Origin of the sequence: Amycolatopsis sp. VS8301801F10 (assembly GCF_046195355.1) — a bacterium.
In the GTDB taxonomy this organism is placed as follows: Bacteria; Actinomycetota; Actinomycetes; order Mycobacteriales; family Pseudonocardiaceae; genus Amycolatopsis.
Genome location: NZ_CP176065.1, coordinates 7,449,877 through 7,470,595 on the forward strand (window position 1 = coordinate 7,449,877; position 20,719 = coordinate 7,470,595).

General features: G+C 71.6%; 18 protein-coding genes. 7 read left to right on the top strand and 11 right to left on the bottom strand.

Going from position 1 to position 20,719, the window contains the following annotated elements; all coding sequences use genetic code 11:
* Positions 1-33: 33 nt before the first annotated feature.
* Together F9C11_RS34165 and F9C11_RS34170 are read right to left on the bottom strand one after the other, a co-directional pair.
* A complete protein-coding gene (locus F9C11_RS34165) occupies positions 34-1,518 on the bottom strand; it encodes a DHA2 family efflux MFS transporter permease subunit (RefSeq protein ID WP_409181482.1) in 1,485 nt (494 codons plus the stop codon).
* Between the two features lie 43 nt (positions 1,519-1,561).
* Positions 1,562-2,104, bottom strand: a complete 543-nt coding sequence (locus tag F9C11_RS34170) for a dihydrofolate reductase family protein (protein WP_409181483.1) — start codon at positions 2,102-2,104, stop codon at positions 1,562-1,564.
* 148 nt (positions 2,105-2,252) lie between these two features.
* On the opposite strand from F9C11_RS34170, the gene F9C11_RS34175 reads away from it, so the two are divergent.
* The 6 genes from F9C11_RS34175 to F9C11_RS34200 all read left to right on the top strand — a co-directional run bounded on the left by F9C11_RS34175 (position 2,253) and on the right by F9C11_RS34200 (position 8,490).
* Entirely contained in the window at positions 2,253-2,624 is a 372-nt protein-coding gene (locus F9C11_RS34175; RefSeq protein ID WP_409181484.1) for a YciI family protein, read from the top strand.
* A complete protein-coding gene (locus F9C11_RS34180; RefSeq protein ID WP_409187033.1) occupies positions 2,621-3,850 on the top strand; it encodes an RNA polymerase sigma factor in 1,230 nt (409 codons plus the stop codon). Before F9C11_RS34175 ends, F9C11_RS34180 begins: the two co-directional genes overlap by 4 nt.
* 920 nt (positions 3,851-4,770) lie before the next feature.
* Positions 4,771-5,538 carry a BTAD domain-containing putative transcriptional regulator gene (locus tag F9C11_RS34185; RefSeq protein ID WP_409181485.1) on the top strand — a complete coding sequence of 256 codons (768 nt, stop codon included), beginning with the start codon at positions 4,771-4,773 and terminating at the stop codon, positions 5,536-5,538.
* 30 nt (positions 5,539-5,568) lie between these two features.
* Complete coding sequence (locus F9C11_RS34190) at positions 5,569-6,741, top strand: epoxide hydrolase family protein (RefSeq protein WP_409181486.1); 1,173 nt, start codon at positions 5,569-5,571, stop codon at positions 6,739-6,741.
* Positions 6,738-7,655 carry a cyclase family protein gene (locus tag F9C11_RS34195; RefSeq protein ID WP_409181487.1) on the top strand — a complete coding sequence of 306 codons (918 nt, stop codon included), beginning with the start codon at positions 6,738-6,740 and terminating at the stop codon, positions 7,653-7,655. The genes F9C11_RS34190 and F9C11_RS34195 overlap by 4 nt, the downstream gene beginning before the upstream one ends.
* Positions 7,656-7,668: 13 nt before the next feature.
* Positions 7,669-8,490, top strand: coding sequence for an alpha/beta fold hydrolase (locus tag F9C11_RS34200; RefSeq protein ID WP_409181488.1), 822 nt, complete (start codon positions 7,669-7,671; stop codon positions 8,488-8,490).
* Positions 8,491-9,042: 552 nt separating this feature from the next.
* On the opposite strand, the gene F9C11_RS34205 is transcribed toward F9C11_RS34200, so the two are convergent.
* The 6 genes from F9C11_RS34205 to F9C11_RS34230 are packed head-to-tail and all read right to left on the bottom strand — an operon-like array spanning position 9,043 to position 16,694.
* Positions 9,043-10,035, bottom strand: coding sequence for a hypothetical protein (locus F9C11_RS34205; RefSeq protein WP_409181489.1), 993 nt, complete (start codon positions 10,033-10,035; stop codon positions 9,043-9,045).
* Positions 10,016-11,776 carry a carbamoyltransferase gene (locus F9C11_RS34210; protein ID WP_409181490.1) on the bottom strand — a complete coding sequence of 587 codons (1,761 nt, stop codon included), beginning with the start codon at positions 11,774-11,776 and terminating at the stop codon, positions 10,016-10,018. The genes F9C11_RS34205 and F9C11_RS34210 overlap by 20 nt, the downstream gene beginning before the upstream one ends.
* Complete coding sequence (locus F9C11_RS34215; protein ID WP_409181491.1) at positions 11,773-11,922, bottom strand: hypothetical protein; 150 nt, start codon at positions 11,920-11,922, stop codon at positions 11,773-11,775. Before F9C11_RS34215 ends, F9C11_RS34210 begins: the two co-directional genes overlap by 4 nt.
* 51 nt (positions 11,923-11,973) lie before the next feature.
* Positions 11,974-13,299 (bottom strand): FAD-dependent oxidoreductase, encoded by a 1,326-nt coding sequence (locus F9C11_RS34220; RefSeq protein ID WP_409181492.1) that lies wholly within the window; start codon positions 13,297-13,299, stop codon positions 11,974-11,976.
* 54 nt (positions 13,300-13,353) lie between these two features.
* On the bottom strand, positions 13,354-14,682 hold the full coding sequence (locus tag F9C11_RS34225) for an NAD(P)/FAD-dependent oxidoreductase (protein ID WP_409181493.1): 1,329 nt from the start codon (positions 14,680-14,682) through the stop codon (positions 13,354-13,356).
* Positions 14,683-14,714: 32 nt separating this feature from the next.
* Positions 14,715-16,694, bottom strand: coding sequence for a (2,3-dihydroxybenzoyl)adenylate synthase (locus F9C11_RS34230; RefSeq protein WP_409181494.1), 1,980 nt, complete (start codon positions 16,692-16,694; stop codon positions 14,715-14,717).
* Between the two features lie 168 nt (positions 16,695-16,862).
* Between F9C11_RS34230 and F9C11_RS34235 the strand changes: the two genes are divergently transcribed.
* Positions 16,863-18,020: an epoxide hydrolase family protein gene (locus F9C11_RS34235; protein ID WP_409181495.1), complete on the top strand. Its 1,158-nt coding sequence runs from the start codon at positions 16,863-16,865 to the stop codon at positions 18,018-18,020.
* A 65-nt stretch (positions 18,021-18,085) separates the two neighbouring features.
* Here F9C11_RS34235 and F9C11_RS34240 read toward each other — a convergent pair whose 3' ends face one another.
* The 3 genes from F9C11_RS34240 to F9C11_RS34250 are packed head-to-tail and all read right to left on the bottom strand — an operon-like array spanning position 18,086 to position 20,706.
* Positions 18,086-18,763, bottom strand: a complete 678-nt coding sequence (locus tag F9C11_RS34240) for an O-methyltransferase (protein ID WP_409181496.1) — start codon at positions 18,761-18,763, stop codon at positions 18,086-18,088.
* 24 nt (positions 18,764-18,787) lie between these two features.
* Positions 18,788-19,582, bottom strand: coding sequence for an SDR family NAD(P)-dependent oxidoreductase (locus tag F9C11_RS34245; RefSeq protein WP_409181497.1), 795 nt, complete (start codon positions 19,580-19,582; stop codon positions 18,788-18,790).
* Positions 19,579-20,706, bottom strand: a complete 1,128-nt coding sequence (locus tag F9C11_RS34250; RefSeq protein ID WP_409181498.1) for an acyl-CoA dehydrogenase family protein — start codon at positions 20,704-20,706, stop codon at positions 19,579-19,581. The genes F9C11_RS34245 and F9C11_RS34250 overlap by 4 nt, the downstream gene beginning before the upstream one ends.
* Positions 20,707-20,719: the final 13 nt, after the last annotated feature.

The window sequence follows — 20,719 nt, forward strand, 5'->3', positions numbered from 1 at the left end:
GTTTGCTCCTTCAATTCGGGAATCGGCGCGCCGTCACGCGGGCGCCGGGTTTTCTTTCGGTGCGCCCCATTCCGCGGCCTTGGGGTTGCCGAGCAGCGCCAGCACCAGCACGGCGGCGGCCGCCATGAGTGCCGCGCCGACCCAGAACGAGAGCGCGAATCCGCTGGCCGCCGCGGCGTCCGGGGCCGCGCCGGACCGCAGCTGGCCGGTGGTGTGCGTCAGCGCGAGCGCGACCAGGCAGGCGATCCCGACCGCGGCGCCGACCTGTTGCATGACGTTCTGCACCGCCGAGGCGAGGCTGGAGTTCTCCGTGTCCACCTCGTGCAGCGCGGCGCTCGTCGACGCCGGGATCGCGATCCCGGTGAACGCGCCGAGAATGATCATGCCGGGCAGCACGCCGCCGACGTACCCGGAATCGGCGTCGATCATCCCGGTGAGGAACAGGCCCACCGCGGAACCGACGAATCCGATCGCGAGCGTCGCCCGCACGCCCAGCTTCGGCATCAGCGCGTTGTTCGCTCCGATGCCGAGGCCGATCGCGAACCCGAACGGCAGATACGACAGCCCGCCGGTGAGCGGGCTGTAATGCAGCACCTGTTGTTCGTACATGGTCAGCAGATAGGAATAGGTGAAGAACCCGCCGGTGCTGACCAAGGTGGCGACGTTCGCCACCAGCCGGGTGCGGTTGGCGAAAAAGCTCAGCGGGATCAGCGGGGCCGCCGAACGGGATTCGATCGCGAGCATCGCGGCCAGCGCGGCGAGCCCGCCGAGCAGCGGGACGAGCACCTGCCACGCTCCCCACGAACGGGAAACCGCCTGCAGCAGGCCGTAGACGACCGCGCTGAGCCCGAGCGTCCCGACGATCGCGCCGCTGAAGTCCAGCCGGGCGCGCACGCGGGTCATCCGGCTTTCCGACGTCAGCATCGGGACCAGGACGAGCGCGACCACCGCGACCGGAACGTTGATCAGGAAGATCCACCGCCACGACACGAGGTCGACCAGCACGCCGGACAGCACCGAACCGGTGACGCCGCCGAGCCCGGCGAGGCCGCCCCAGATCCCGAACGCCTTGCCGCGTTCCTTGGCGTCGGTGAACAGCAGCGCGATCAGCCCGAGCGCGGCCGGCGCGGTGAGCGCCTCGCCCAGCCCCTGCACGAACCGGCCGGTCACCATCGTGGCCGGGTTCGCCGCGGCCCCGCAGACCACCGAGCCCACGCCGAACACCACGACGCCGGCCATGAACAGCCGCCGCCGCCCGAAGACGTCGGCGAGCCTGCCGCCGAGCAGCAGCAGCCCGCCCGCCATCACGACGTAGCCGTTGACGACCCAGGCCAGCCCGGCCGACGAGAAGCCGAGCGTGTCCTGGATCCGCGGCAGCGCGATGTTCACGACCGTCACGTCGAGGATGAGCATGAACTGGACCAGGCCCAGCACGGCGAGGGTGCGCCATCTCCGGGGGTCCGGCGGGCCGGCCGGACCCCCTTGGTGCACGGCCTTCTCGTTCGGCTCCGCGGTCATCGTCTTCCTCCTCGCTCAGCCCGTTCCCGGGCGCGCATCCGCCTCAGCCCCGCTTCGGGCGGTACGTCACCGAGATGACGCCGTTCCCGAACGTCCTGGACGCGGTCAGTTCGAGGTCGGCCCGGTCGGAGGGCTCCTCGAACAGCCGCGCGCCCGAGCCGAGCACGATCGGGTGAATCAGCAGGCTCAGCTCGTCCAGCAGGCCCGCCAGCAGCAGCGAGCGCACGAGCTTCGGGCTGCCGGGGATCTGGATGTTGCGGCCCGGCTTGTCCTTGAGCGCGGTCAGCTCGGCCGCCAGGTCGCCGCCGAGCAGGGTCGAGCCGTTCCAGTCCAGCTCGGTCAGCGTGCTCGACACGACGTACTTCGGGGTGTTGTTCATGAACGCGGCCATCGGGAACGAGTCCCCCATGCCCGGCCACAGCCGGGCGAAGTCCACGTAGGTGTTCCGGCCGAGCAGGATGGCGTCGGACTCGGCGATGCCGGTGTGGATGACCTCGTCCATCTCGGGACTCTGCATCATCCAGTCCGGAGGGGAGTCGGTCACGCCGTCCAGCGAGACGGACAGTCCTGCCACGATCTTTCGCACCACTATGCTCCTTCTTACGCGGACCGACCGCGCGCTCTCCGGCGCCGGGCGGGCTCCTTACACTGGGGACGTCGGAGCCGGGACTGCCGGAAGCGACACGGCCGCGGAAAAAACTCCGGAAATTTTCGAGACGGCGGAGGGGCCCCGCGTGCGGTACCTGATCATGATCCACAGCAACCCGAAGTTCCGGGAGATCTGGGAAGAGCTGCCCAACGAGAAGCGGGCCGAGTTCGGCCGGGGGCACATGGCGCTGAACCGCACGCTCGAGGAGTCCGGCGAACTGATCCTCAGCGAGGGGCTCGCGGACCCGGCGATGGCCAAGTGCGTCACCGTGCTCGACGGGAAGGCGGTGGCGAGCGACGGGCCGTTCGCCGAGGTCAAGGAGCATCTGGTCGGCTTCTACCTGGTCGAATGCGACAGCATGGAGCGCGCGCTCGAGCACGCCGCGCGGGTCCCGGACGCGCAGTACGGGAAGATCGAGGTGCGGCCGATCCTCGACGTGAAGGCGATGGATCTCTGACCGCGGCACACGGCTTCGAGCACCTGCTGCGCGATCTCACGCCGCAGGTGCTCAACGCCGTCTGCCGCCGGTTCGGCGACTTCGCGCTCTGCGAGGACGCCGTGCAGGAGGCGCTGCTGGCGGCCGCGTTGCAGTGGCCGAAGCAGGGCATGCCGGACAACCCGAAGAACTGGCTGATCACCGCGGCCTCGCGCCGGCGCATCGACCTCCAGCGCAGCGACGCGGCCCGCCAGCAGCGCGAGAACACCGCCGCCATCCTGGCGCTGCCGCAGCCCGAACCGGTCCCGGCCGTCGACGACACGCTCACCCTGCTGATGCTGTGCTGCCATCCGGAGCTGAGCGAACCGGCGCAGCTCGCGCTGACCCTGCGCGCGGTCGGCGGGCTCACCACCGCGGAGATCGGCCGGGCGTTCCTCGTCCCGGAGAAGACGGTCAGCCAGCGGATCAACCGGGCGAAGAAGCGGATCAGCGCGAGCGGGGCGCAGTTCCGGATGCCGCCGCCGGAGAAGCAGGCCGCCCGGATGAGCGCGGTGCTGCAGGTGCTGTACCTGATCTTCAACGAGGGCTACACCGCGAGTTCGGGCACCTCGCTGAACCGGGTGGAGCTGACGGCCGAGGCCATCCGCCTCACCCGGCAGCTGCACGCCCAGGTCCCCCACGACGGAGAGGTCGCCGGCCTGCTGGCCCTCATGCTGCTGACCGACGCCCGTCGCCCGGCCCGCACCCGGTCCGACGGCAGCGCGGTGCCGCTCGCCGAACAGGACCGCTCGCTGTGGGACTCCGCCGCGATCGCCGAAGGACTCGAGCTGATCGGCAAGACGCTGGCCAGCAGCAGGCTCGGCCCGTACCAGATCCAGGCCGCGATCGCCGCGGTGCACGACGAGGCCGCGCGCGCGGAGGACACCGACTGGCCGCAGATCCTCGGCCTGTACGACCTGCTGCTCGGCATCGCCCCGAGCCCGGTCGCGGCACTGAACCGCATCGTCGCGGTCGCGATGGTGCACGGACCGGCGGAGGGGCTCCGCCAGCTGGACGGGATCGCCGGGGACGCGGCACTGGCGTCGCATCACCGGGTCGACGTGGTGCGGGCGCATCTGCTCGACATGGCCGGGGAGCACGAGAAGGCACGGTCGTATTACCGGTCGGCGGCACGGCGGACGTTGAGCGTGCCGGAGCAGCGGTATCTCGAATCCCGTGCTGCGCCGGAGAATCCCGCGTCTTCCTGACGGAACTGCCGGTCGGGGGGTTGGCGGGCGCCGAGCGGCTTGGAGCAGCGGGGTCTCGGGTACCGCGCCTGCGATCCCGTTCCTTTCTGACGGGCTCTTCTCCGCAGCACCGCCGACGCCCGCGCGCGGAGGGACGGGCGGGCAACACACCATCGGGTGGACGTGGTGCGGGCGCATTTGCTCGCCATGGCCGAGGAGCACGCGCAAGTACGCTTCGCATTCCCGGTCGGCGGCATGGCGGGCACTGAGTTCTCTGGAGCGATGGGATCTCGGATCCCGCGCCGCCCCCTACGATCCCGCACCTTCCTGACTGGACTCTTCTCCGCAGCCCCGCCTCGCAGCCCACCGATGCCCGCGCGCAGAGGGCGCGCTGGCAACACACACCGGGGATCGACGTGGTGCGAGTGCATTTCCTTGCCATGGCCGGGAAGCACGAGAAGGCACGGTCGTGTTACAGGTCGGCGGGGCGGCGGGCGCTGAGCGGCCCCGAGCGACGGGATCTCGGGTCCCGCGCCTGCGATCCCGCACCTTTCTGACGGGCTCTTCTCCGCAGCCCGCCGACGCCCGCGCGCGGAGGGACGCGAGCGCATTTGCTCGCCATGGACGGGAACACGAGCAAGCACAGTCGCACTGCCGGTCCGCGGCACGAGGCTTCCCGCAGCATCGCCTCGCGTCCGGCGCCGACGAAAGCGGGCTTCCCACCGGAAGCCGATTCCCTCGAAACCCCTCCCCGGACCTCCCCGCCTAACCCGGCTGGCCGAGCAGCTCCGGAGACGAATCGCGTTCCTTCCCGCGATTACCGTGAAGAAGTCGATCGACCGCTCGGCGGAATCTGGCACGTGGGCTAATCCAGGGAGTTGGGCAGGGTGCGAGTCGAGATATTGGGGCCGCTTTCGCTATTCCGCGACACGGTTTCCGCGGTGCCTACCGCGCGCAAACCGCGCACCGTTCTTTCCCTGCTTCTGCTCAACGACAACCGGACGGTGGCCGCCGGGACGCTGATGGCGGAGATCTGGGGCGACAATCCCCCGAAAAGCGGGCCGACGCTCGTGCAGACCTACGTTCTGCATCTGCGCCGGTTGTTCGCCCGCGCGTTCGGCATGACGTCCGCCGAGGTCGCGGAAGAGCTGCTGCAGACCCGCAGCGGCGGCTATGCCTTCCGGCTCGGCCGCGGCGAGCTGGACCTGCACGAGTACCAGCGGTGGCAGGTCGCGGGCGATCAGGCGCTGAGCGTCGGCGACGACACCGCCGCGGTCGCCGCCTATCAGCGCGCGCTCGGGCAGTGGCAGGGGTCGGCGCTGATGGACGTCGAGCACGGGCCGTTGATCACCGCGCGGGTCGTCGGGCTGGAACAGTCCCGGCTGACCGTGCTCGAGCGGAAGATCGAGGCGGAACTGCGCCTCGGCCGGCATCGGGACACCCTTTCCGAACTCGCCGGGCTGGTCCTTCTGCATCCTTTTCACGAAGGGTTGCACGCGCAGTTCATGCTCGCCCTGCACCGTTCCGGAAATCGCACCCGGGCGCTGGAAGTATTCGCCGCGCTGCGGGCTTCGCTGAATTCCGAACTCGGGCTCGAACCGGCGCCGCGGCTGCAGACGCTGCACCGCGCGATCCTCGCCGCCGAGCCCGGCCTCGATTTCCCCGGCACCGGGGCGGAAACCGTCGGCCGGCTCCGTTTCACCGGCTGACCTCCCACCGACGCGAAGGAGAACACCGGCATGCATCCGTTCCGGATCGAAACCGCCCAGGAGGACCTGGACGATCTGCACCGCAGGCTCGCCGCCGCCCGGTGGCCGGACCGGCTTCCCGAGGTCGGATGGGAACGCGGGGTCCCGGCCGGGTACCTGCGCGAGCTGGCCGACTACTGGCGCCGCGAGTACGACTGGCGCGCCGCCGAGGCCGAGCTCAACGCGGTCCCGCAGTTCCTCGCCTCGATCGACGGGGCCGACATCCACTTCCTGCACGTGCGGTCCCCCGAACCGGACGCCATGCCGATGATCGTCACGCACGGCTGGCCGGGTTCGGTCGCGGAATTCCTTGACGTGCTGGGCCCGCTGACCGACCCGCGCGCGCACGGCGGCGATCCGGCCGACGCCTTCCATCTGGTGATCCCGTCCATCCCCGGCTTCGGATTCTCCCCGCCGCCGGGCGAAACCGGCTGGGACAGCCCCCGGGTCGCGCGAGCGTGGGCGCGGCTGATGCGCGACCTCGGCTACTCCCGCTACCTGGCCCAGGCGGCCGATTTCGGCTGCGGCGTGACCCTGGCGCTGGCCGCCGAGGACGCCGAGCACCTCGTCGGCGTGCACCTCAACACCCTTCCGACGACCCCGGCGGGCGACGATCCCGCCGAGACCGCCGTGCTCACTCCCCGCGAGCAGGCGGCGCTGGCCCAGAACGCGCGGTTCGGCAGGGAGCTGGCCGGTTCCATGAAGCTCATGGCCACCCGCCCGCACACGGTCGGCTACGGCCTCACCGATTCGCCGATCGGCCAGCTGGCCTGGATCGTCGAGAAGTTCAAGGACTGGACGGATTCCGCCCAGGTCCCCGAGGACGCGGTGAGCCGCGACCGGATGCTCACGATCGTGATGAGCTACTGGCTGAACCGGACCGGGGCGTCGTCGTCCCAGTTCTACTGCGAGATCGCCGACTACCTGCCGATCAACGTCACCACCGGCCGGTACGACCCGATCGCGCCGCCGCTGGGGATCGCGGTGTTCCCGCGCGCGCCGTTCGTCCCGGTCCGCCGGTTCGCCGAACGCGATTTCCCGACCCTGGTGCACTGGAGCGAATTCGACCGGGGCGGCAACTTCGCCGCGCTCGAGGAGCCGGACCTGTTCGTCGCCGACGTGCGGAAGTTCCGCCGGACGGCGACCGGGAAGGCCGGCCGGTGAGCGAGGACTTCCGCGCGCTCGGGGCGCGGCTGAGCAACTGGGGCCGGTGGGGTCCCGGCGACGAACGGGGCACGGTCAACCTGATCACGCCGGAACGCCTGGTCGCGGCCGCCGGGCTGGTCCGCCGGGGCGCGGTGTTCGGCCTCGGCATCCCGCTCGGCTCCGACGGCCCGCAGCCGGGCACCGGCCGGGTCAACCCGGTGCACCTGATGGCGGAAACCGGAGCGGAACAGCTTTTCCCCGGCGGTTTCCGCTACGCGGACGACTATCTGTTCATGCCGCTGCAGAGTGCGTCCCAATGGGACGCGCTCGCCCACGTCTACTACGACGACCTGATGTACAACGGTTTCCCGGCGGACCGGATCACCGTCAAGGGCGCCGCGCACTGTTCGATCGACAAGCAGGCGGACGGGATCGCCGGGCGCGGAGTGCTGCTGGACATCGCCGCGCTGAAGGGCGTGGACTGGCTGCCGTCCGGCACGGTGATCACGCCGGAGGACCTGGACGAGGCGTGCGCGGCGCAGGGCGTGTCGGTCGGCCCCGGCGACATCCTGTTGTTCCGCACCGGCTGGCGGCGCAAATTCCTCGCCGACCGCGACGCCGCCGCCTTCATGGCCGGCGAGCCGGGGCTGGGCCAGCGGTGCTGCGAATGGCTGCGCGAACGCGACGTCGCCGCGGTCGGTTCGGACAACTGGGCGATCGAGGTGCTGCCCGGGGAGTTTCCCGACGTGCTGCTGAACGTGCACCTGGTCCTGATCCGCGACATGGGCATGTCGCTGTGCGAAATCCTCGACCTCGAGGCTCTCGCCGAGGACTGCCGGGGCGACGGCGTCTGGGAGTTCTTCTTCGCCGCGCCGCCGCTTCCGGTGACCCGGGCCGCCGGTTCCCCGGTCAACCCCATCGCAATCAAGTAGAAGGGCAAGGAACGTGACCGCACAGCACACCGACCGCACGACCCCGGCGCTGGCGACCCTCGCCTCCTCCGACGACACCCTGATCGCCGTCGAGCGCACCGGCGACGGCCCGCCGGTCGTCGTGATCAGCGGCGGGCTCAACCAGCGGGTGATGTTCGGCAAGCTGGTCGAGCTGCTCTCGCCGAAGTTCACCGTCTTCAACTACGACCGCCGCGGCCGGGGCGACAGCGGCGACAGCGACGCGGACGACTACACGATGGACCTCGAGATCGACGACCTCGCCACGGTCCTCGGCTCGATCGGCGAACCCGCGTTCGTCTTCGGCAACTGCACCGGCGGAATCCTCGCGATGCACGCGGCCGCGCGCGGCGTCCCGATGCGGAAGCTGGCGCTGTACGAACCGCCCTATTCGGTGGGCGGCGGCAAGGCCCCGGCCCCGGCCGACTACCTGGAGCGGCTGAAGGCGCTCATCGCGGCCGGCCGCCGCGAGGAGGCGATCGTGATGTTCCAGAAGGAGGCGGTCGGCAACGGAGACGGCTTCGTCGAGCGGATGCGCAACCACCCGGCGTGGCCGGTGATCGAGGGACTGGCGCACACGCTGGTCTACGAACGAGTGATCGTCGGCGACGGCTCGGTCCCGGCGGACGTGGTGCGCAAGGTCGACGTCCCGACGCTGATGATGGAAGGCGGCGACAGCCCGGAGTGGCAGCGGCTGGCTTGCGCGGAGCTGCTGTCGCTGCTGCCGCGGGCCGAGCATCTGGTGCTGGAGGGGCACAGCCACATGTTCCCGCAGGCGGTGGGGGCTCCGTTGCTGGAGAAGTTCTTCCTCGCCTGAGGATCGTTCGGCGGGAACGCTCGGCCGGGTTCGCCGGCCGGGCGTTTTCGCGTGCGCCGCGGCGATTCGCCCGAACTCCCCGCGCCGATGCTGCCCGCCGACGACGGACAGCCCGGCGACCGCGCTCGGCAGGGCTCGATCGCCGAGCTTTTTCGCTTGCGCCGCAATGGTCGACGGCGGTCGGCAGCGGGGAGCCGCCCGGAATTACTACGGGTCCCCGCCCACAACTCCTACGCTCAACGCTCGGCAACGGGGAACGACCCGGAATCGCTACGGGCCCCCGCCCGCAACTCCCCGCGCGGTTTCTCCCCCTCCAGCGCGCATCTCGGCGAAGGCGCTCACCCGGGCCGCTGGTCGGGCGTTTTCGCCTGCACCGCAAGCCAACGCGAAAACGGGGCGGAAGACCACCCGGCCTCCCGCCCCGCTCCCATCCCGCTCACCACAGCGGGTAAACGTTGTCCTTCGGAACCTCGATCTCCCGCCCGGTCCGCCCCGCCTGCCGCCCGAACGCCCACCGTGCGTGCAGGCGCAGCAGCAGGTCCAGCAGCCGCATCACAGGGCGGCCGCCAGGTGTTCGGCGGCTTGCCGGTAGCCCTCGCCGCGGCAGTGCAGCCGGTCCACGAAGCTCCAGCCGCGGAACGCGCTCGCCGGCAGGTTCACGAACGGGATCCCGAGCGCGGCGCACCGGTTGCCCAGTTCCTCGGTGTAGCGCGGCCACGTCGCCAGCGCGTACTCGCGGATGCGTTCCCACGACTCTCCCAGCTGCCGGTCGTGCAGTCCGAGCAGCGGCTGCTCCTCCGGCACCGCCGAGCGGGAACTCTTGTCCACGAACGGCTGCGCGCAGAACAGCACCTGTTCCGGGCCGCCCGCCAGCCGGGTGAGCAGGCGCAGGTCGCGCAGCTGGCGTTCGAGGGCCTGTCCGCGCCGCTGGTCGAAGGTGCCGACGTCGACGCCCTCCGCCGGCGGGACGTCAGGGCTGCCGCCCCGGCTCGGGCGGGCCTGGCCGTCGATCAGCGCGGCCACGTCGTGCATCGAGCGCGCGCCGACCTTGAGCAGGGTTTCCTCGAAGAACAGCGGACCGTAGACGTCGTGCGGCCGGGCGGTCTGCAGTGCGGCGATCAGGTTGTTCGCCCCGGAGCACACCACGACCTGCCGATCTCCCTCCACGAAGGGCAGCGCGGCCACCAGCTCGTGGGTGGACGTGCCGGCGCGGACGCCCAGGTTCCGCCAGGTCCGGCCGGTGATCCGGGCCAGGTGCGCGGGCAGGGTCTCCGCGTCGGATTCGGCGCCGACGCCGAAGACGAAAGACCCGCCGAGCACCATGCCGTCGGCCGCGGGGGTCGAGCTGTCCACGGTGCCGGAGCCGCAGGGGGTGCGGCGGAAGCCTTGGTAGTCCGTCGAAACCACCGGGGTGCGGACCTCGCGCGGCGCGGACATCGCGACCCACGGGTGCACCCTCGGCTCGAGCCCGTCGTAGGTTTCCAGCTGCGGCGCGGCCTCGTAACGCCCGCCGAGGATTGCTGAATCAACTCTTTTTGACCACATGATGCCCCATCACCAGCGTGTCCAGACCGCTTCGCAGGAATGTCGAGATGGCGTTCGCCGGGCTTTCGACCATCGGCTCCCCTTTCAGGTTGAACGACGTGTTGAGCAGCACTGGCTGTCCACTGTGGACTTCGACGGCGTCGAGCAGCCGTTCCAGCAACGGGTCCTGGCCGGGGTGCACCGTCTGCAGCCGGGCGGTGCCGAAATGGCTCGCCGCGCCGAGGTCCGCCTCGGCCTCGGGCAGCACCGGGAGGACCAGCAGCATGAAACGGGCCGGATCGTGCAGCACCGGGCCGGCGCACAGCCGGTCGGCCGCGCGCGCGGCGGCCATTGGCGCGAACGGCCGGAACTGTTCCCGGAACTTGACTTTTTCGTTGATCCGCGCCTTCATCCCGGCCGGCCGCGGGTCGGCCAGGATGCTCCGGTGGCCGAGCGCCCGCGGGCCCCACTCCGACCGGCCCTGGTACCAGCCCACGACGCGGCCCTCGGCGATTTCCCCGGCCACCAGGTCGGGCAGCCGGTCGTCGTCGGCCTCGTCGGCGGCGATGCCCCAGCCGGCCAGCGTGGTCGCGATCTCGGCGTCGGAGTAACCCGGACCGAGATAGGCGTCGCGGCCGATGTACTTGCGCGGCTGGCCGAGCACGACGTGGTAGCCGTGCAGCGCCGCGCCGAGTGCGGCGCCGGAGTCCCCGGGAGCGGGCGGGATGTACAGGTTCTCGAACGGAGTCCGGGCCAGCACGGCCGCGTTCGCCAGTCCGTTGAGCGCCACTCCCCCGGCCATCGCGAGGTTCGGCGAAGGATGCGCGCGGTGCGCGGCGTCGGCCATCGCGACCACCGCGTCCTCGCACAGCTGCTGCACGGAGGCCGCGACGTCGGCGTAGTGCCGGTCGGCGGGGGTGTTCATCCGGCCGGTGGCCGCGTCGATGTCCATCTGCCGCGCCGGATCGCGGGGTTCGCGGCCGAGCAGGCTGATCAGCCGGTCGCTGAACCCGCGCCGGTCGCTGTGGTGGAACTCGAAGTACCGCATGTCCAGCGACAGCGAACCGTCCTCGGCGATCCGGCAGACCTTGGCCAGTTCCTCGCGGAACCGCGGGCGGCCGTAGGCGGCCAGCCCCATGACTTTGAACTCTCCTTCGTTCACCTCGAAACCGAGGTATTGCGTCAGCGCCGAATAAAACAGCCCGAGAGAATCGGGGAATTCGAGCGCCGCGCTGAGTTCGAGGCTGTTGCGGACGCCGGGAGCCAGATCCGTCGAGGCGCGGCCGATCGTCGCGGTGGCCCATTCGCCGGCGCCGTCCACGGTGAGGGTCGCCGCGTCGGAGAACGGCGAGGCGAACACCGCGCTGGCGGCGTGCGCGACGTGGTGGTCGCAGAACAGGATCCTGCCCGGCGGCACCCCGACCGTCCCGGCGATGGTCGAGCGGATCCAGATCCGCTCGTCCGCCCAGGAAGCGAGGCTGCGCCGGAACACCCCGCGGCCGCGCGGCCAGGACGCGAGCCCGGTCGCGACGGTCCGGGAGAGCTTCGCCAGCGGCCGTTCGTAGAAGACCGCCAGGTCGAGGTCGGCCCCGGAAACGCCGGCCGCGTCGAGGCAGTGCCGGATCGCGGCGGCGGGGAAGGAGGCGTCGTGCTTGCGCCGGGAGAACCGCTCCTCCTCGACCGCGGCCACGACCTCGCCGTCCCGGACGATCGCGGCCGCCGCGTCGTGGAAATGACAGGAAATGCCGAGAACCGTCGTCACGCCATGCTCCTGCTGTTCCGGCTGGCGCCCTTGCCCGGGCTCCGCCAGCCCGGCCGCCGCCCGAATCCGAGCCGGCGCCGGGCGAGGGTGCGGATCAGCGCGAAACCCGCCAGGAGCGTCGCCGCGGACGCCCATTTCTTCTGCATGCCAAGACCGCCTTTTCCAAGCGAACGAATCGATTCCGCCACGGGACGCCGTTACGCGGCGACGTGCCGGTCGACGCGGGCGACGACGTCCGGGCTCATCAGCGAGTCCGGCGGCGCGACGAGCCCGGCGACCTTCAGGAACGCTTCGGTGAGCACCGGGTCCTCGGTCGCCGCCGCGGCCAGCCGGGCCAGGAACCGGTTGCCCTCCACCACTTCCGGCGTGCGGTCGCCGGGCACCCCGGGGAAATCGAGGTCGCCGCCGGTGGAAATGGCCCACGGCGCGTCCACCGCCGCCGCGACGTCCTGGCGCAGGCCGAGCGAATCCGGCGGCGTGCCCTGGGCCAGCCGCTCGCGCAGGGCCATGACCTGCATCGCGCCGACCGTCATGCCCTGCCCGTAGACCGGGTTGAAGCTGCACACCGCGTCGCCGAGCACGACCAGCCGGTCCGGGAACCGGGTGAGCCGCTCGTAGTGGCGGCGCACGCTGGCCGGGAAGCTGAACGACACCGCGTCGGTGGTCGGTTCCGCGTCGCGCACGGCCTCGTACACCTCGGGAACCGGCAGGGATTTCGCGTAGGCGAGGAATCCTTCCGGGTCGGTCGGCGGCCGGTCGCCGAGGATCCCGGTGAGCGACAGGATGCACGTCTCGGGCCCGACCCGGCCGAAGAACGCGCCCCGGGGATGGGCGGGCGAGGCCACCGGGTTGACCGACTGGGTGTCCTCGAGGACTCCGGGCGGGCGGCGGAACAGCCGCGTGGTGTAGGTGAGCCCGATCCGCATCCGGGACTCCGGCGGGCGCTCATAGCCGAACCGCTCCAGCAGCGCCGGGGTGCGCGAACCGCGTCCGGTCGCGTCCACGACCAGGTCTCCGTGCAGGTCGAACGCGGCCGATCCGGCGGCCGAACCGCGCAGCCGCACGCCCTCGATCCGGTCGCGGCCGGCATCGGCCAGGTAGCCGACGAGTTCCGTCTCTTCCCGGTAGGTCACGTTCGGGAGCGCGGCGGTCATCGAGCGCAGGATGTCCTCGGCCACCGGCCGCAGCGCGCCGATCGAGCGCAGCCCGGTCTTGGTCTGGCGGAGCAGCCGGGCGTTGAAATACCAGCGCATCTCGCCGAGGTCGGGCACCGGCACCTGTGCGCGTTCGAGTTCCTCCGGCAGCCGGGGGAACAGCTCGTGCACGATCCGGAACCCGCGGCTGTGGAACGCGTGGGCGTGCGCGGCCTGCGGCGCGCCGCGGCGGACCTCGCGCACGCCGAGCACCTTGTCCCGGTCCACCACGACGACTTCCCGGTAGGACTCCGACAGCACCCTGGCCGCGAGCGTGCCGACGATGCTCCCGCCGACGACGATCGCCCGGTCGCCGATGAACTGTTTCACGTGCATACCTCCGAATCCGGGCAGCCCCGGTGCAGTGCGGACGGGCGGGTTTTTTCAGTCCTTGGCACGGCGTGCCGCGCGCAGCACGGCCGCCACGAGCCGCGGGCGCATGAGCGCCTGCGGCGGGTCGACCAGTCCGGCGACCCGGAAGAACGCTTCGGTGAACCGGCTGTCGGAATGCGCCGCCGCGTGCAGCTTCGCGATGTACGCGTTGCCGACGCGGGTTTTCAGCGTCCGTTTGCCGCTCACCCCGGGGAACGCGAGGTCGCCGCTCGCGGAGATCTCCCACGGCACGTCCACGATCGGCACGAGTTCCCGGAAGTAGGCGAGCGGCCGGGGCGGGCCCGCGCGCAGGTGCTCGGACAGCGCGAGCGCCTCCATCGCGGCGACCGTCATTCCCTGGCCGTACACCGGGTTGAAGCTGCAGACCGCGTCGCCGATGACGAGAAAGCCTTCGGGGAAACGGGAAAGCCGGTCGTACCGCCGCCGCACGCTGGCCGGGACGCGGAAGGTGACCGCGTCGTCGACCGGTGCGGAATCCTTCACCGTCTCGTAGATCTCCGGCGCGGAAAGGGATTTGGCGAAGTCCAGGAAACCCTCGTCGTCCCTCGGCGGGTGGTCGCCGAGCATGCCGGTGAGCGACAGCATGGCGACCTGGTCGTTCAGCTTCGCGAAGAACGCCCCGCGCGGATTGGCCGGCGACGCGACGGAATTGATCGACAAATCGGTTCCGTAGGGATCGCTGGCCAGCTTGAACAATCGCGTCGTGTAGGCGAGGTCGATCTTGACCTTCTCCTCGGGCGGGCGCGCATAGCCCAGGTCGGCCAGCCACGCGGGCGCGCGGCTGCCGCGGCCGGTCGCGTCGACCACCAGGTCGGCGCGCAGCGTTTCCGGTTCGGCTTCCGAATCCGCCGCGCTGACCCGGACGCCGGTGATCCGGCCGCCGTCGCCGGCGATGCCGTGGATCACCGTCCGCTCCCGCAGCTCGACGCCCGGCAGCGCGGCGACCCGCGTCCGGACGTGCGCTTCGAGCTCCGGCCGGGTCGCCGAGACGCTCAGCAGCCCGGACTGGGCCTGCCGCAGCGGGCGGCCGTGGAAATACCAGCGCAGGTTGCCCGCCAGGTCGCAGCTGAGCACGCCGGACGCGGTCAGCTCGGCGAGCAGGCCGGGAAACAGCTGTTCGAGAATCTGCTGTCCCCTGGCCAGCAACGCGTGCGCGTGCCGTCCCTGCGGCACCCCGCGCCGGGCGTCGGCCGTTCCGGCCAGCGCGTCCCGGTCGAGCACCAGCACCCGGGGGTAGCGGTCCGCGAGCACGCGCGCGGCCAGCAGGCCGGCCATGCCGCCGCCCAGCACGATCGCGCGGTCGCCGAGATACCGGCTCATCGGTGAGGTCCTTCCTCTTCGTCGGTTCCGGGTCAGCCGTGCTGCCGGACGGCGGTCATCACGGACTGGAAGACCTCGACCGCCGCGCCGTCGGCGTCGAAGACCCGGACCTCGCCGTGCGAGCCGAAGGAATCGCCGCCGAACACTCCCCGCTGCGAGCCGCGGACTTCCCAGCCGCGGCGCAGGCCGTGGTCGAACTCGAAGCGGATGCCGTCGCCGTCCCGCTCCCAGGAAATGGCCCCGGAGAACCCGGTCGAGGTCGCGACCTCGCCCTTGCCGTCGGGGGCGAAGGTGAACACCCCGTGCCGCGTGACGGTGCGGCGCGAGCTTTGTTCGAGCACGGTGACCGACCATTTCCCGGCCAGCCCGGCTTCGTCGCTGAGCCGCCGCGCGATGTCGGCCCTGAGCGCGCGTTTGTCGACCTTGCCGATCGCGGTCACCGGCAGCGAATCCAGCACCACCAGGCGTTCGGGCTGTTTGAACCGGGCCGCTCCGGCCTGTTCCATCACGGCCCGCACGTCGTCGGCGGTGACCGTCGCGCCGGGACGGCAGACGACGTACAGGCACACGCGTTCGCCGAGCTGCCGGTCGGGCATGCCGACCGCGGCGGCCATCGCCACGCCGGCGGTCCGGTAGGCGAATTCCTCGACCTCCTCCGCGGAGATCTTCTCGCCGCCGCGGTTGATGAGGTCCTTCTCCCGCCCTTCGACGACGAGGTTGCCGTCCGGGCGCAGCCGCACGATGTCCCCGGTGCGGTACCAGCCGTCCGCGGTGAACGCCCGGGCGTTCTCTTCGTCCGCGCGGTAGTAGCCGCGGATCGTGTACGGGCCGCGCGTGAGCAGCAGGCCCGCCTCGCCCGGGGCGACCGGGTTCCCGTCCTCGTCCACCACCGCGATCTCGTCGGCCGGGCTCAGCGGCTGGCCCTGCGTCGCCACCCGGACTTCCTCCGGGGCGTCGATCCGGGTGGTGCAGACCAATCCCTCCGCCATGCCGTAGCCGTGCTGCAGCGTGCAGCCCAGCTCCGGCCCGATGCGCGCCGCGACCGCCTCGGCCATCGGCGCGCCGCCGACCATCAGCACCCGCAGGGAACCGAGGTCCGTGGCCTGGTCTTCGGCCCGGCGGTCGAGCCAGCGGGTGACGATCGCCGGAACCGCGGCGGCGATCGTCACCCGCTCGCGTTCGATCGCCGCGAACGCGTCCGCGGCGGCGGTGAACGAGCCCACCACGACTCGCCCGCCAGCGAGCAACGTGGCCAGCACGCCGCCGAGCTGGAAGTTGTGGCTCATCGGCAGTACCGCCAGGTTCACCGTGTCCGGGCCGAACCGGCCGCTTTTCCCGCACAGCTTCAGGTAATACGCGAAATCGTCGTGCGTGCGGGCGATCAGCTTCGGCTTTCCGGTGGTGCCGCCGGAAAGCAGGAACAACGCGATCGCCCGCGAGTCGGCGGGAACCGGGCGCGCGGTGCGGCCGACCGGTTCGCTCAGCGCGCGCAGGTCCAGATTTCCGTCCCGTACCGTCGTTCCGGCCACCAGGACGTGCTCGATCGTCGCCACCTTGCCGGCGACGGCGCGGGCGAGATCCTGCTTGCGTCCGTCCACATCGGACACCACGAGCGCGCGTGCCTCGGCGGTCTCGGCGATGCCCGCGATCTCGTGTTCCCCGTGGGCCGGCAGCGCGAGCACCGGCAGCACCCCGGAGCGGAAGCAGGCGAGCATCAGCACCACCAGCTCCCAGCAGTTCGGGAGCTGCGCGACGATCCGGTCGTCCGCGTTCAGTCCGCGCACTTCCAGGTGCGCCGCAAGGTTTTCCGCGCGCGCCAGGAGGTCCCGGAAGGTCAGCCGGACCGAGCCGTCCACGACCGCGATCTCGTCCGGGCGGGCGGAGGCGGCCTCAGCGAAATGCTCGGCCAGAGTCCGCCCCTCCCAGTACCCCTCGCCGGCGTAACGCGCGACGGCGTCGTCCGGCCAGGGGGTGAAACCGTTGCTGCTGGGCTGGATCGGTGTTGAAGCCACCCTTTTCTCCTCCGCCGGTGGGACTCGCTCGGGTCCATGCTCGCCGCGCGGGCGGGCCCGGCACGTCTCCCGCGCTGCTGCCGGTGCGCACGGCCGGAGACGTCGCGGGAGACCGGCGGCTGGGACCGTACGGGTCTGCGCCCGTTCGCACCCTTTCGGAGGCCGCCCATGGAACCGTTTCGCATCGACATCGCCCAGGAGGACCTGGACGATCTGCGCGACCGCCTCGCCCGCACCCGGTGGCCGGACGCCGGACCGGGGCCCGGATGGGCCCGCGGGATCCCGCTCGGCTACCTGAAGGAGCTGGCCCGGTACTGGGCCGAGGACTTCGACTGGCGCGCACAGGAGCGGCGGCTCAACCAGTTTCCGCAGTACACCACGGAAATCGACGGGACCACCGTGCACTTCCTGCACGTGCGCTCCCCCGAACCGGACGCCGTCCCGCTGCTCCTGACCCACGGCTGGCCCGGCTCCTTCGTCGAATTCCTCGAAATGATCGGGCCGCTGAGCGATCCGCGCGGCCACGGCGGCGATCCGGCCGACGCGTTCCACGTGGTCGTGCCGAGCATCCCCGGTTTCGGCTTCTCCGGACCGCCGAAGGACGGCGGCTGGGGCGTGCCCCGGATCGCCCGCGCGTGGGCCGAACTGATGCGGCGGCTCGGCTACGACCGGTATGTCGCGCAAGGCAGCGACTACGGGATGCTCACCTCGCTGCAGCTCGGACTGACCGCGCCGGAAAACGTGTCCGCGGTGCACATCAACATGCTGGTCACCTTCCCGCCCGACGACGCCGCGATCGCCGAGCTCGACGACAGCGAGCGGGCCCGGCTGGACCACGCCATGGAGTTCGCGCTCGACGGGTTCGGCTTCCAGAAGATCCAGTCCAGCCGCCCGCAGACGCTGGCCTACGCGCTCACCGACTCGCCGGTCGGGCAGCTCGCCTGGATCGCGGAGAAGTTCAAGGAATGGGCGGACGCGCCGGAAGTGCCCGAGGACGCGGTCGACCGCGACCACCTGCTGACCAACGTCACGCTGTACTGGCTCACCGCGACCGCGGGCTCGAGCGCGCAGGTGTACTACGAGTCCGGCCGCCTCCCCGACCAGTTCGCCCGCACCTGGGGCGGACCGTGGCCGGTCGCCATGCCGGTCGGGATGGCGTTCTTCCCCCAGGACGTCTCGCGGCCGATCCGGCGGTGGGCGGAGAAGATCGTCCCGTCGCTGGTGCACTGGACCGAATTCCCGCGCGGCGGGCACTTCGCGACGATGGAACAGCCGGACGCGCTGGTCGGCGACATCCGGGCGTTCGTCGCCGAGCACGTCCGGTAAACCGCACTGACGCGGAGAAGCCGCACCGGTCGATTCCGGTGCGGCTTCTCGGTTTTCCCGGGCACTCAGCCCACGCGTACTGAGACCTCCAACCGGTCCCCGAGCGGAATCTCCACACTCGCGTACCCGTTCTCCGGCGCCCGCACGTACTCGCGATACGCGCGCAGCACCTCCCCGCCGCCCGGCACCCCGTCCGCCACCACCATCGCGCCCGGGCGCAGGTTCGGCTCCACCACCCGCAGCACTTCCAGCTGCACGCTCGGGAAGCCGTCGATCAGCAGCAGGTCGACCTCCGGCGGGAGCTGCCGCAGGGTGACCAGCGCGTCGCCCTCGCGGATTTCGGTCAGGTCCGCCAAGCCCGCCTCGGCGAGGTTTTCCCGTGCCGCCGCCGCTTTGGCCGGGTGCAGTTCGGTTCCGATCACCCGGCCGCCGCCGTTGTCGCGGACCGCCGAGGCCAGGTGGATCGCCGACACTCCGAACGAGGTGCCGAATTCCACCACGGTGCGCGCCTTGGCGAACCGGGCGAGCAGGTACAGCAGCCGGCCGGTCTTCTCGGTGACCGGGATCGGCAGTTCCGCGAAGAGGTCCACCATTTCCGGCACCGGAAGGTCGTACGGCACGCGGTCGCCCGCCCGGGCGGCCATCTCCTTCCCGGCCGCCGCGAGCGCGCCGAGCCCGCTTCGCTCGCCCGCGCGCAGCCTGCCGAGCACGGAGCGCACCCGCTCGCTGGTCAAGGTGTTCATCGTTTCCCTTCCGTGGTCGGGGGTTCAGCCGAGGGTCAGTCCGCCGTCGACCGGGACGAAGAGCCCGGTCAGCCGCGCGGCGAGGTCTCCGACGAGCGCCACGACGGTGTTCGCGACGTCCTCGGCGCGGATGTTCGGCTGCAGCGGGGTCTGGATCGCGATGTGCTCCATGATGGTCCGCTGGTGCGGCCCCGCGTTGGCGTCGGTCGGGACGAACCCCGGCGCGACGTTGTTCACCCGGATGTTGTCCGGGCCGAGCTGCTGCGCCAGCATCCGGGCGACCGCGTCCTGCGCGCTCTTCGCCACCGCGATCTCGGCCGGCGCGGGCGCGCTGTTGTGCGTCACCGACGCCCCGATGAACACGATCGAACCGCCGCCTCGGCGGCGCATTTCGGGCACTACCTGCCGGCAGCAGGTCAACGTGGCGTCCAGCTGCGAGAGCACCGCGCGGCGCAGGCGCGCGACCCCGTCGTCGGAGTCCACAAAGGACGGAACGGAGCGGCCGACCCGGGAATTGAGCGACCGGGTGTCGCCGATCGCGTTGCACACCAGGATGTCGACGCCGCCGAACTCCTCCACCGTCCGGGCGGTCAGCGCCTGAACCTCCGCCGGAACCCGGGCGTCGGCCGGGATGGCCACCGCCCGCGAACCGGCGGCTTCGATGTCGGAGACGACCTCGGCGGCGGTTTCGGCGTTGGAGTAGTAGTTGACCGCCACCGCCGCACCGTGGCGGCCGAGCGCCCGCGCGGTCGCCGCGCCGATCCCCCGTCCAGCTCCGGTGACCAGCGCGGTTTTCCCGGCCAGCGACGGCGCGTTCACCGGCCTTCCTCGTCGAGCAGGGCCGCCGCGAACGCCGGGGCCGCGGTGGCCATGCGGACCGCGTGATGCGTGGACGCGCACGTGACGTCCCGCCAGATCCGCTGGATCGGCGTGTCGTCGGCGAACCCCGCGGTCCCGCCGAGCCGCACCAGCCGGTCCACCGCGGTCGCCGCGAGTTCCACGGCGAGCGCCGCGTCCCGCGGATACCGCGCCCGCTCCAGGCGGCCGAACCGGCCCTGGTCGCACTGTTGCGCCACCTGCCGCAACGTCCTTCGCGCGGTGTCGATTTCGGCGGCGGCCCGGGTGAGTTCCAGCTGCGCGGGCCGGTCGGGCTTGCCGCTGCGCTCCTGTTTCGCCGCCTGTGCGGCGGTCGCGGCCCGCAGCGCGCCGGTGGCCGCGCCGACGATCGGCATGCCGAAGGTCAGCCCGCCGGCCGCCCGCATCGGCGTCCGGTGGCACGCGGGCCGCGCCGGATCGGCCGCGCCGCCGAGCAACACCGCGTGCGGGAACACCCGGTGTTCCGGCACGAACACGTCGTCGAGGACCAGGGTGTTGCTCATCGTGGCGCGCATGCCGGTCGAATGCCAGGTGTCCTCGACGGCGTAATCCTCGCGCGGCACCGCGAAAACCTTCAGCGGCTGCTGCGGGCCGGCCGGCGCCGGACCGCAGACCAGCGCCCACCCCGCTTCCTCGGCGCCGCTGATGTAGAGCCAGGTCCCGGAAACCCGCCAGCCGCCCGGGACCTCGTCCGCCGTGCCGACCGGGACGAGCGCGCTGGCGAGGATCCGGTCCGGGCCGTCGGCCCACACCTCCGCCTGCGCCCGCTCCGGCAGGAGGGCGGCGAACCGCCCCGAATAAGCGAAAACCGAGGCGAGCCACGCCGCGGACGCACAGCCCTCGCCGACGAGAGCGACCGCCTCGCCCGCGTCGGCGAGGCTGCCCTCGTGCCCGCCCCAGCGGGCGGGCACGAAATGCCGGGCGAAACCCGCCGCGACGATCGCGTCGAGCACCTCCTGGTCGAGTCTGCGCGCGGCCTCGCCGGCGGCGGCGCGCTCCGCCGCCAGCGAGCGCACCCGCGCGGCCGATTCCGAAAGCGGCAGCCGGACTGCCGGGGTCGAAGTCATCGTCATTCCTTCA